11 protein-coding genes and 1 pseudogene are annotated in these 11811 nt (G+C 35.1%); 10 read left to right on the top strand and 2 right to left on the bottom strand.

All coding sequences use genetic code 11. The annotated features are described in order from the left end of the window. The 9 genes and pseudogenes from ACIQ0D_RS08215 to ACIQ0D_RS08175 form a co-directional block, all read left to right on the top strand. Positions 1–920: pseudogene (locus ACIQ0D_RS08215) on the top strand (M23 family peptidase); the annotation flags it as partial. A 61-nt stretch (positions 921–981) separates the two neighbouring features. Next, the gene (gene bcp, locus ACIQ0D_RS08210) at positions 982–1443 is read left to right on the top strand and encodes a thioredoxin-dependent thiol peroxidase (RefSeq protein ID WP_395804545.1); all 462 of its coding nucleotides are present in this window, start codon (positions 982–984) and stop codon (positions 1441–1443) included. Positions 1444–1506: 63 nt separating this feature from the next. Next, positions 1507–2352 (top strand): transketolase, encoded by an 846-nt coding sequence (locus ACIQ0D_RS08205; protein WP_395804543.1) that lies wholly within the window; start codon positions 1507–1509, stop codon positions 2350–2352. Between the two features lie 79 nt (positions 2353–2431). Further along, positions 2432–3385 (top strand): transketolase family protein, encoded by a 954-nt coding sequence (locus ACIQ0D_RS08200; protein ID WP_395804541.1) that lies wholly within the window; start codon positions 2432–2434, stop codon positions 3383–3385. A 36-nt stretch (positions 3386–3421) separates the two neighbouring features. Continuing rightward, complete coding sequence (locus ACIQ0D_RS08195) at positions 3422–3973, top strand: RNA polymerase sigma factor (protein ID WP_395804539.1); 552 nt, start codon at positions 3422–3424, stop codon at positions 3971–3973. A gap of 24 nt (positions 3974–3997) precedes the next feature. After that, positions 3998–4624: a hypothetical protein gene (locus ACIQ0D_RS08190; protein WP_395804537.1), complete on the top strand. Its 627-nt coding sequence runs from the start codon at positions 3998–4000 to the stop codon at positions 4622–4624. Positions 4625–4635: 11 nt separating this feature from the next. Beyond that, positions 4636–5061 (top strand): hypothetical protein, encoded by a 426-nt coding sequence (locus ACIQ0D_RS08185; protein WP_395804535.1) that lies wholly within the window; start codon positions 4636–4638, stop codon positions 5059–5061. Positions 5062–5127: 66 nt separating this feature from the next. Then, positions 5128–6321, top strand: coding sequence for an aspartate aminotransferase family protein (locus ACIQ0D_RS08180; protein WP_395804533.1), 1194 nt, complete (start codon positions 5128–5130; stop codon positions 6319–6321). Between the two features lie 97 nt (positions 6322–6418). After that, positions 6419–7684: a DEAD/DEAH box helicase gene (locus ACIQ0D_RS08175; RefSeq protein WP_395804531.1), complete on the top strand. Its 1266-nt coding sequence runs from the start codon at positions 6419–6421 to the stop codon at positions 7682–7684. 37 nt (positions 7685–7721) lie between these two features. On the opposite strand, the gene ACIQ0D_RS08170 is transcribed toward ACIQ0D_RS08175, so the two are convergent. Both ACIQ0D_RS08170 and ACIQ0D_RS08165 read right to left on the bottom strand, forming a co-directional pair. Further along, positions 7722–8384, bottom strand: a complete 663-nt coding sequence (locus tag ACIQ0D_RS08170; protein WP_395804529.1) for an SGNH/GDSL hydrolase family protein — start codon at positions 8382–8384, stop codon at positions 7722–7724. 79 nt (positions 8385–8463) lie between these two features. Further along, positions 8464–9384 carry a DUF58 domain-containing protein gene (locus ACIQ0D_RS08165; RefSeq protein ID WP_395804527.1) on the bottom strand — a complete coding sequence of 307 codons (921 nt, stop codon included), beginning with the start codon at positions 9382–9384 and terminating at the stop codon, positions 8464–8466. 191 nt (positions 9385–9575) lie between these two features. Here ACIQ0D_RS08165 and ACIQ0D_RS08160 point away from each other — a divergent pair, with 191 nt between their 5' ends. Continuing rightward, entirely contained in the window at positions 9576–11723 is a 2148-nt protein-coding gene (locus tag ACIQ0D_RS08160) for a S9 family peptidase (protein WP_395804525.1), read from the top strand. The last annotated feature ends 88 nt before the right edge of the window (positions 11724–11811 follow it).

Genomic DNA, 11811 nt, shown 5'->3' with positions numbered 1-11811 from the left:
AAAAATTAATCTACTCCTCTGTTTGGGAAAAGTTTTCATTTGATCATTCACGTGGCATAAATTCACACATTGACTATCCTGAAATTATTTTAACTGGCAAGAAAATACAAAAAAGTTTTGTCGAGCCCGGAAACGAATTAACTATTTACAAAACATTGGTTAATGGAGGGTTAATAAAAATAAATGACCAAAATATTCATGTTGGTAAATATATAGTACGGGATATTGCAGGCAATGAAAGTGAATTAAACTTTAAATTCCAATTCGACCCCAGCTTAAAAAAGTCTGAGAAATTAATTTCAGGCAAGAAAATGGCTTTTAACCAAATAAATAAATTTGACACAGCGGGTTTGAGCATTTTTATGCCTCTAAAAACACTGTTCAGTGATCTCAATTTTGTTTATAAAACTTCTGCCAAGCCATTAGGGGCATACTCACAGATTCATCATGTTCATAATCGATTGATTCCGATCAATGGATTATATCAATTATCAATAAAGGTAGATGATAGTTTGCCTACACATTTAAGAAGTAAAGCTTTGATTGTGAATACTCGCAAAAGCGCTATAGGAGGAAATTATATCAATGGTTTTGTTAATGCAGAACTAAAAAGTTTCGATAGTTTTTATGTAAGTATAGATACGATTTCACCTAAAATTATTCCATTAAATATCAGCAATGGGGCGAATTTAGCAGGTAATTCAAAAATACAATTCAAAATATCCGATAATTTATCGGGAGTAGACAGCTTTAGTGCATTATTAGACGGACGCTGGGTTTTAATGGAATACGACTCAAAAACAGGCTCTTTATGGCATCGTTTTGATGAGACAATTGTTAAGGGAAAACATGATTTTCAGCTTATAGTAAGCGACAAGAAAAATAATACGACCATGTTTCATGCTGCATTTTATAAGTAGTAGAAATATTCCCAAGACAATATTTATTTTACTAATTTTACCCCAACAAAAGCAAAGAAAAATGAGTGAATTAATTGAAGGTCAAAAAGCACCGAATTTTTCAGCAAAAGACCAAAATGGTAATACAATTAGCCTGAGCGACTTTGCAGGTAAAAACATCATTCTATACTTCTATCCTAAGGATGACACTCCAGGTTGTACTGCCGAAGCATGCAGTTTCAGAGACAACTATGAATCTTTACTTTCCCAAGGTTTTGTTGTTTTAGGGGTAAGTATCGACGATGAAAAATCACACTTGAAATTTATCAATAAACATAATTTACCTTTCTCATTAATTGCAGATACTGAAAAAGAAATTGTTGAAGCTTACGGTGTTTGGGTAGAAAAAAACATGTATGGTAAAAAATACATGGGTATTGCTCGTAAAACATTTATCATCGACAAAAACGGATTAATCTTAAAAATCATTGATAAGGTTGATACCAAAAATTCATCTGCCCAAGTTTTAGAGCTGGTAAAATAAATTATTCCAATAAATAAAACATACAAATTTCAAGGCTAATCAATAAGCCCATAATCAATACATATGACTCCAGACATTGATAAATTAACAAAAGTTGCCTCACAAGTTCGTAGAGATATCGTTAGAATGGTCCATGCCTGCCAATCAGGACATCCAGGTGGTTCACTTGGTTGTGCCGATTATTTGGTAGCTCTTTATTTCCATACCCTAAAGCACAACACTAATTTCAGCATGGATGGACATGGTGAAGACCTTTTCTTTTTATCAAATGGCCATATTTCTCCTGTTTGGTATAGCGTTCTTGCCCGTTCTGGATATTTTGAAGTTTCTGAATTGGCAACATTTAGAAAACTAAATACTAGATTACAAGGTCATCCAACAACCCATGAAAAACTACCTGGAGTCCGCGTTGCCTCAGGTTCATTAGGACAGGGCATGTCGGTTGCTATTGGAGCAGCTCTTGCAAAAAAGGCTAATAATGACAGTCGATTGGTATTTTCATTACATGGTGATGGAGAACTACAAGAAGGCCAAATGTGGGAGTCGGCAATGTATGCTAGCCACAATAAAGTAGATAACCTAATTTCTACAATTGACGTTAACGGCCAGCAAATTGACGGTCCAACCGATAAAATCTTATCGCTAGGCAATCTAAGAGCAAAATGGGAAGCTTTTGGCTGGGAAGTTTTAGAAATGAGTGGAAATGATATGGCGGATGTGATTCGTGTGCTCGACTTAGCTATTTCAAAAACTTCTAAAGGAAAGCCAATCATGATTTTAATGCAAACGATGATGGGTAATGGCGTAGATTTCATGATGCACACACACAAATGGCATGGAAGTGCACCAAATGATGCGCAATTAGCAAGTGCCTTAGCTCAATTAGAGGAAACTTTAGGCGATTATTAAGATCCCACAAAAATGATCGAAAAGATCAAAAAAAAATAGATTTATTTATGCCTGATTTTATTCAGGAAATGTTTTTTATATGAAAAAATACACGTACACCGAGAAAAAAGATACACGTTCAGGTTTTGGAGCAGGCTTATTAGAAGCTGGTAAAAAGAATGATCAAGTTGTTGCCCTATGTGCAGATTTGATTGGCTCATTAAAAATGGATGCTTTTATCGCGGAATTCCCTGATCGCTTTTATCAAGTGGGTATTGCTGAAGCAAACATGATGGGTATTGCTGCGGGATTAACTATTGGTGGCAAAATTCCATTTACAGGAACATTTGCCAATTTCTCAACAGGACGCGTGTACGATCAAATAAGACAATCTATTGCCTATTCTGATAAAAACGTTAAAATTTGTGCTTCACATGCTGGATTAACACTAGGTGAAGATGGTGCTACACATCAGATTTTAGAAGATATTGGCATGATGAAAATGCTTCCTGGAATGGTTGTTATCAATCCATGTGATTATAACCAAACCAAAGCAGCAACCATGGCAATTGCTGATTATCACGGACCTGTTTACTTAAGATTTGGACGACCAGCGGTTCCTGTTTTCACTGATCCCGATCAAAAATTTGAAATCGGTAAAGCATGGATGGTTAATGAAGGTACAGATGTGAGCATTTTTGCAACTGGGCACCTCGTGTGGTCGGCAATTGAAGCCGGAGAAAAACTTGCTGAAGAAGGAATTAATGTTGAAATAATAAATATTCATACCATTAAACCTTTGGATGCAGAAGCAGTCTTAGAGTCGGTAGCCAAAACAGGATGTGTAGTTAGTGCTGAAGAGCATAACCGCATTGGTGGATTAGGAGACAGTATTGCACAGCTTTTAGCGACAAACAATCCGGTGCCTCAAGAATATGTTGCTGTAAACGACAGCTTCGGTGAGAGTGGAACACCAGATCAGCTCATGAAAAAGTATGGTTTAGATACTGAAGATATCATCAAAGCGGTTAAAAAAGTTATCAAACGTAAGTAAGATAATTCTACACGAGTCCGGGCCATAATTAAAGATATGCAGGTTGAGGATTCAGAAATCTTAGATAAATTCACTCGGGAAAGCTCTCGTAATGAAGCTTTTACCTTGTTACTTAAGAAGTATCAAGAAAAAATTTATTGGCATATCCGTAGGATGGTTTTAGACCATGATGATGCCGACGACCTCGTGCAAGATGTTTTTATAAAAGTTTGGAAAAACCTTGCCAATTTCCGTAGTGATTCTCAACTTTATACCTGGATTTACCGCATAGCAAGCAATGAATGCATCACTTTCTTAAATCGTAAAAAATTAAGAAATAGCATTTCTCTTGAAGATTCTGAAGGACAATACCTACTTGAAACATTAGCTGAAAGTCCCTATTTTGACGGAGATAAAGCCCAAATGAAGCTCCAAAAAGCATTACTTAGTCTGCCCGAAAAGCAAAGATTAGTATTTAACATGAAATACTTTGACGACTTAAAATATGATGAAATTTCTGAAATTTTAGGGACAAGTGTAGGTGCTCTAAAAGCTTCCTTTCATATTGCAGTAAAAAAAATCGAACATATTTTATTAAACTCAGATTAAACCTTTCTAAGTAAAAAGTATCAAATGGATATGAAGTTACATGATTCAGACAGAGAATGGGAAAAGGACGCTCCTACACTTTCCGCAATGGGAAAAGTGAATCCTTTTACTGTTCCTTCAAAATATTTTGATTCTCTATCTGAAACATTACATTCAATTAGCCTTATCGAATCTGTTCGTTTTGAAAATGAAGAAGAATTTAGCTTTCCTAAAGGATATTTTAAAGAATTAGAAAAACACATAAAAACAAAAGCTGCTCTTGAAAACAGCCAAAATTTGCCCAAAACAATTGGTTTCAGAACTCCAGAAGATTATTTCTCTGATTTGACCCAGAAAATTGAAGCTAAAATAAAGCAGCAAGATGTGCCGATAAAGAAAAGCATTTTCAAATCATGGATAAGTTATTCTGCAGCCGCTTGTATTACCATGATCATAGGGTCTGTGGTTTATTTCAACCTTAAATCAGATAGCATTACTAGCGATTTATCAAACATTCCAGACCAAGAAATCATTAACTACCTACAAATTCATAGTACGGTAAGCGATAATCAATTTATCATCGAAAATTTAAGCGATGATGGACTTCAACAAGTATCAAACGATATTTCAGTTCAAGAAATAGAACAATATATTAACAATAACACCCTTTAAAAGGTAAGAAAATGAAAAAATTAAGTGCTTTTATTGTCATTTTAAGTCTAAGTGTTACCGTATTTGCGCAATCAAAAAGCGAACGTCATGAGCAAATAGAAACAGTAAAAATTGCTTTTATCACTAAAAAATTGAACTTAAATACTGAAGAAGCACAAATCTTTTGGCCGGTTTACAATGACTACCAAAAAGAACTGATGATATTAATGAAAAAGAGAAGGGAAGAAAGGCTTCGTAAAGATATCGATCCCAACGAAAAAATAAATTTAGATCTTTCCTATGAAGGTAAAATGCTTGATTTAAAGAAAAAATACAAGAAACTTTATTCAAAGGCCATTCCTCCAGAAAAGATTCTACTCCTTTACCAAGCGGAGCGCGAGTTTAGAGAGCACTTAATAGAACAGTTAAATCATCGCCGCAAATCATCAAACAACTAAACGCATGCAAAACACATAAAAATAAAAGCGAATTCCAAGATGCTTTAAAATTATGTATTTTTGCGTATGCTTAGTCCACGACAGCTTTTTTTACTCAATACCGCACAAACATCACCTTCGCCACGTCTTTTAGAAATTGAGCGAGCAGAGGGCATGTATCTGTATGACTTTAAGGGTAAAAGTTATATGGATCTTGTTTCAGGCTTTGCCGTTAGCAATACTGGGCATAGGCATCCAAAGGTTATTCAAGCTATTAAGGATCAAGCGGATAAATACCTACACCTCACGGTATATGGTGAATATATTCAATCGCCGCAGATTAAATTTGCAAGTAAATTAGCGTCAATCCTACCTACTACCCTTAGTTCTGTTTATTTCGTAAATTCTGGAGCCGAAGCTACCGAGGGAGCCATGAAGCTGGCAAAACGTTATACAGGAAGAGCTGAAATTATAGCTTGCAAAAATTCTTATCACGGAAGTACACAAGGAGCACTTAGCGTGATGGGTAATGAAGCCTATAAACAAGCATACAGGCCATTATTACCTGGTATCCGATTCATAGAATTCAATAATTTGATTGATCTCGAAAGCATTAATACAGACACAGCAGCTGTAATTATGGAGACCATTCAGGGTGAAGCTGGGGTAATTGTTCCTGATATAAATTATATGCAAAGTTTAAGAAAGCGATGCGATGAAACTGGAACATTACTAATTTTAGATGAAATTCAATCCGGATTTGGCCGTACGGGGAAATTATTCGCATTTGAACATTTTGACATAAAACCTGACATTTTACTTTTAGCCAAAGGAATGGGCGGAGGAATGCCTATAGGAGCTTTTGTTTCAAGCAATGAGATAATGAGCGTTCTGAAGGAAAATCCAATCCTAGGCCATATAACAACCTTTGGAGGGCATCCAGTTAGCTGTGCAGCAGGATTGGCCAATTTAGAGGTAATTTTAGAGGAAAAACTTTTTGAAGATGTAGCTAGAAAAGAATCCCTGTTCAAAAAACATCTACAGCACTCTGAAATCAAGGAGATTAGAGGCAAGGGACTCATGTTAAGCATACAATTAACAAGCTTTAAACAAGTAGAAAATGTAAGCAGAAAATGTGTTGAAAATGGGATCATTATTGATTGGTTTTTACATTGCGATACAGCAATGCGCATAGCACCACCCTTAATAATCACTGATAATGAGATTATTAAAGCATGTGAAACTATCATTGAAGCGATAGAAGCTTATCAATTGTATTAAGCCTCATTTTCATCAATCCATACATTAATATTAAAATCCGTACCTTTGCAGAAATATAAAATTGCTGGCATATTTAGCAGCAATGTAAAATCAATACATGTCATTCGAAGAATTAAACCTAATTGAGCCTATTTTAAAGGCTTTAAAAACAGAGGGTTATACAAACCCCACTCCCATTCAGGAACAATCAATACCCATCATATTAGAACGTAAAGACCTATTGGGCTGTGCTCAAACCGGTACTGGAAAAACTGCCGCATTTGCAATTCCTATTCTACAAATTTTAGAAGGAGGAAAAATATATGATAAAGGTCCAAGGGCAATTAAATGCTTAATTTTGACTCCAACGCGCGAACTAGCCATACAAATTGGAGATAGTTTTACAGCTTATGGTCGCCATACAGGCATGAAACATGCCGTTATTTTCGGTGGTGTTTCGCAAGGATCGCAGGTTGCTGCCTTAAAATCAGGAGTTGATATCCTAATTGCTACCCCAGGAAGATTATTGGACTTAATCAATCAAAAATTTGTTCAATTGCATTATCTCAAAATTTTTGTGCTAGATGAAGCCGACCGCATGCTAGACATGGGTTTTATTCATGATGTTAAAAAGCTCATCACAAAAATTCCTCAGAAACGCCAAACCCTGTTTTTCTCAGCAACTATGCCTGATGAAATACAAAAATTGGCAAACACCATTTTGGTGAACCCTGAAAAAGTGGAGGTTACACCTGTTTCAAGCACTGCCGACACTATTGATCAATCTCTGTTTTTTGTCGAGAAAAACGATAAAAAAAAATTATTGATCCACATCCTCAATGATAAAAACATTAAGTCTGCGCTGATTTTCAGCAGAACTAAACATGGTGCCGATAAAATAACCAAAGACCTAGTAAAGGCAGGAATCAAAACTGAAGCGATTCACGGTAATAAATCCCAAAATGCGCGTCAGAAGGCATTGTCTAATTTTAAAAGCGGACAAATAAAGGCATTAATTGCAACTGATATTGCTGCAAGGGGAATTGATATCGATGAACTTTCACACGTAATCAATTATGAATTACCCAATGTACCTGAGACCTATGTTCACCGTATTGGACGTACAGGACGTGCTGGCTCTAGCGGCATTGCCTATTCCTTTTGTGATGAAGAGGAAATGGAATATTTAAAGGATATCCAGAAATTAATAGGTAAAGAGATACCAATAATTGATGATCAACCCTATCACATGCGTGGAGCATCTTATATCATGAGTCAATCTACCAAGAAAAAAGGTGGTTCAGCAAAAAAAGGTAAAGCATCATCAGGTGCTGCACCCATGAGTGGAAGTCCGAATAGAAAATTCGGTAATAAAAGAAGATAAAATCTTAAAAATGTCCCGAATAAATTCGGGACATTTTTTATTTTGAAAGCCCCTTGAACATGAGTTCAGCAAGCATTTGATTCCCTGCTTGGTTTAAATGCACACGATCTGATGTTAAAATACCCGACTCCTTATTTTGAGGATTATTTGCTAGGTTATAATCTAAAAAGGATTTACGGATATCAATTAAGCCGCATCCATAAGATATTGCCAATTTACGTATCATCTCACTGTAGCGATTTAAATCACCATCCAATTGATTAGTAAAATCTGTTCTCTCACCAATAACTGCTGGAGTGCAAATGATAACTTTAATACCTGAGCTTTGCAATTTTTTAATAATTGCTGAATAAAAAGCGACAAATTTATCTGGATCAGTACCCGTCTGACTGCTTTGTTTGTGCCATACATCATTCACACCGATATAAATAACCACAACATCAGGTTTTTTATCTAAAACATCCTCCTGCAAACGTAAATAAAGATCATAAACCTTATTACCTCCGATTCCGGAACCGATAAGCTCATAATTAGGTGCTGTACCTTGCTTTATTTTATCCTGCATGATAAAAATATAACCACCTGGCTTTACACCAGCCTCCGTAATGGAATCTCCAAAGAAAATTACTTTAGGAGATTTTTGAATTTGCATGCTAGTCAACAAAATTAGGATTGAAATGGAAAGAATTATTTTTTTCATTATGTGAATTTTTATGATTGAAAATATAAAAAATGAAATTAAACGGTCTATTTTTTATCAAATTATCAATTATGGGGGTTTAAATCATTTTAGCGCGCTTTATTAAATAGGAATGTAAAATTTGATAAAATCCCGAGTGAATATCCGCATCAATAAAATCAATTTTATATTGTGCGCATCTTAATTTAATCTCCTTATGATAAGAATTTACTGATTCAAGGTATGATTCACGAACAGTACTAGGATTAATTTTGAGTTCCTCACCGCTTTCACTATCTATAAAATTATAAGGACGATTTTCAAAATTAAAGTCGAGTTCCATTTTATGATCTAGCACATTGAACAAGATTATTTCATGTTTATTATGCTTTAAATGCTGTAATGAATCAAAAATCTTATTGAGCCCATCTTCAGATTCGCCATCGAGCATATCACTAAAAATAATGACAAGCGAACGCTTATGAATTTGTTCTGCTATTTGATGTAAAGCAGAAGCTACATCTGTTCTAATGCCATTTTCATTTCGATTCACCAACTTTTCCAATTCAGAAAATAGATACTTTTGATGTGCTGTGGTCGATTTAGCAGTGCTTGTAAGCTCCAGATAATCAGAAAAATAACTTAGTCCAAATGCATCCCTTTGTTTTTTTAACAGATACATCAAGGATGCTGAGGCATAAACAGAGAACAGAAGTTTATTGAAAGTCTTATCGGGATAAAACATGGAGGATGAAACATCCAATACGATCTGACATCTCAAATTGGTCTCTTCTTCAAAACGTTTTACAAAAAGTTTATCAGTTCTACCAAACAATTTCCAATCTACATTTTTTACCGAATCACCAGCATTGTAAAGTCGATGCTCAGCAAATTCAACAGAAAAGCCATGAAAAGGACTTTTATGCAAACCAGTAATAAAGCCCTCTACAACCTGCTGAGAAAGCAATTCTAAATTGCCAAAATCTTGAAGTTCTTTATAATTTGAGAGTTGGGATTGCATGTTCTAAAATAATACAAATACAGATCAAAATAGCTTTAATATTTCAACAATAAATGAATAAATATTTAAAAACAGAATAAATATTTTTTATTTACGAATGATTTATTAAAAAAGATTTAACTTCGAATTTAGACTTTGCTAAAAAAGAGTTAAATCTATAAAACAATTTTATAACAACCTTCAATAATCAAATGATGATTAAAAAAATTAGTTCAACATTATTTACGGCTCTCGTAATTCTATCGTTTTCTTCAAATGCCCAGATAAAAGACTTAAGCTTTGAAGAAGTCTTTAATAAGCCGGCTAAAGATATTCTCAATCCTATGCCTATTTATAGGGGCTGGGCAGATAATAACAATTACATTGAATATAGGATGGAAGGCCAACAAAGCAAGCCATATACTGTTGATGTGCGTACTGGATCGGCGGTACAATCGGCACCAGCTCAGGTAAATGAGGCCACTGTAAGAATTAAAAACAATGATATTTTTTATAAAGATGCACTTGGGAATGAAAAACAATTAACAAGAGATAGCATCTTGGAGAAAAATCCAACACTATCTCCCGACGGAAGTCAAGTAGCCTTTACGAAAAGAAATGATCTTTATTCGATAAATATTAACTCTGGTGTTGAAACTAGATATACCAATGATGGTTCAGACTTAATTTATAATGGATGGGCTTCATGGGTTTATTATGAAGAGATTCTTGGTCGCTCAACACGCTATAAAGCATTTTGGTGGAGTCCGGATAGTAAGCGTATTGCATTTATGCGTTTCGATGATTCTAAAGTACCAGTATTCCCAATTTATAACTCAAGTGGACAACAGGGATTTCTTGAAAACACGAGATATCCAAAAGCAGGAGATAAAAACCCTGAAGTTAAAATGGGATTGGTTAATCTAGGTTCACAGGGCATAGTTTGGGCAGATTTTGATGAAAAAAATGATCAATATTTTGGAACTCCATTTTGGATGGCCGATAGCAAAACTTTATGGATGCAATGGATGAATCGCGATCAAAATAAGTTGATTATTTACAGTGTGAATCCTGTTGATGGTGCTAAAAGAATAATCCATGAAGAGACACAAAAAACATGGGTAGATTGGTTTGATGGAATGTATTTCTTAAAAAATGGTAGTGGCTTCATCTTAAAAAGCGACAAAAGTGGCTGGGGACATTTTTACTATTATGACTTAGAGGGGAAATTAAAGAAGCAATTGACCTCTGGTTTTTGGCGTGTTGCCCAATTATTATTAGTAGATGAGAAGGCTCAAGAAATCTTTTTTACAGCGAGACAAGAGAGTTCAGCGAGACATGATCTTTATCGGGTAAGTTTAAAAGGGACTGATGAGCCAGTAAGATTAACTTTTGGCAATTATGATCATCAGATTAATCTTTCACCTGATGGGAAATATTTTATCACAACTTATTCTAATTTAAGTACTGCTCCAAAATCTGCATTGCTAGATAATAAAGGAAACATCATTCGTGAGCTTGCTAATTCAAAAGGTAGTGCATACGATTCTTATAATCTCCCAAAAACAGAACTTAGCTATTACAAAACGCGTGATGGCCTTGAATTACCTATGACGGTTACTTTACCGCTAAATTTTGATCCGTCAAAAAAATATCCGGTGTGGATTTCAATATACGGTGGCCCTGATGCTGGTACTGTATACGATCGTTGGAAGAGTCCACTAGGCCAAAACTACTGGTGGGCAAAAGAAGGTGTTATTCAAGTTGCTATAGATAATCGTAGCTCTGGGCATTTAGGGAAAACTGGTATGGATTTCATCTACCGCAATATGGGTAAATACGAAATTGAGGATTATATGGATGCCGCTTCATTGCTAAAATCAAAGCCTTATGTAGATGGTTCAAAAATTGGTATCACTGGAGGTAGCTTTGGTGGTTATATTACAAGTATGGCTCTTACATACGGCGCAGACGTATTTACACATGGCATTGCTAACTATTCTGTTACTGATTGGGCTTTATATGACACGCATTACACCGAACGCTTCATGGGAACACCTCAGAACAATGCAGAGGGATATCGCATTACATCGCCTATGACCTATGCTGATAAGCTTAAAGGAAGTTTAAGAATCGTGCATGGTACAATGGATGATAATGTTCACATGCAAAACAGCATTCAACTGATTGATAAGCTTCAAGACTTGAATAAGAATTTTGAATTTATGTTATATCCAGGTGAGCGACATGGTTGGGGAGGTAAAAAAGCAAGACATAGCAATCAAGAAAATGTACGTTATATCTATAAAAACTTGCTTGAAAAACCAATTCCGGCAGAATATTTACAATACTGGAAATAGTTTTAATAAATAAAATTTGATCTCAATCGAGAGATTAAATAAAAAAGCTCCTGCAGATTATCTGCAGGAGCTTTTTTATTTAAGGATA

Origin of the sequence: Daejeonella sp., assembly GCF_044342615.1 — a bacterium.
In the GTDB taxonomy this organism is placed as follows: Bacteria; Bacteroidota; Bacteroidia; order Sphingobacteriales; family Sphingobacteriaceae; genus Daejeonella.
The sequence above is the reverse complement of the archived record's forward strand: the minus strand, read 5'-3'. Positions and strand labels throughout refer to the sequence as shown.

Excerpts from the sequence above, each read along its gene's own strand:
- bcp (WP_395804545.1), top strand. The coding sequence starts at position 982 with ATGAGTGAATTAATTGAAGGTCAAAAAGCACCGAATTTTTCAGCAAAA.
- ACIQ0D_RS08205 (WP_395804543.1), top strand. The coding sequence starts at position 1,507 with ATGACTCCAGACATTGATAAATTAACAAAAGTTGCCTCACAAGTTCGT.
- ACIQ0D_RS08200 (WP_395804541.1), top strand. The coding sequence starts at position 2,432 with ATGAAAAAATACACGTACACCGAGAAAAAAGATACACGTTCAGGTTTT.
- ACIQ0D_RS08195 (WP_395804539.1), top strand. The coding sequence starts at position 3,422 with ATGCAGGTTGAGGATTCAGAAATCTTAGATAAATTCACTCGGGAAAGC.
- ACIQ0D_RS08190 (WP_395804537.1), top strand. The coding sequence starts at position 3,998 with ATGGATATGAAGTTACATGATTCAGACAGAGAATGGGAAAAGGACGCT.
- ACIQ0D_RS08185 (WP_395804535.1), top strand. The coding sequence starts at position 4,636 with ATGAAAAAATTAAGTGCTTTTATTGTCATTTTAAGTCTAAGTGTTACC.
- ACIQ0D_RS08180 (WP_395804533.1), top strand. The coding sequence starts at position 5,128 with ATGCTTAGTCCACGACAGCTTTTTTTACTCAATACCGCACAAACATCA.
- ACIQ0D_RS08175 (WP_395804531.1), top strand. The coding sequence starts at position 6,419 with ATGTCATTCGAAGAATTAAACCTAATTGAGCCTATTTTAAAGGCTTTA.
- ACIQ0D_RS08170 (WP_395804529.1), bottom strand. The coding sequence starts at position 8,384 with ATGAAAAAAATAATTCTTTCCATTTCAATCCTAATTTTGTTGACTAGC.
- ACIQ0D_RS08165 (WP_395804527.1), bottom strand. The coding sequence starts at position 9,384 with ATGCAATCCCAACTCTCAAATTATAAAGAACTTCAAGATTTTGGCAAT.
- ACIQ0D_RS08160 (WP_395804525.1), top strand. The coding sequence starts at position 9,576 with ATGATGATTAAAAAAATTAGTTCAACATTATTTACGGCTCTCGTAATT.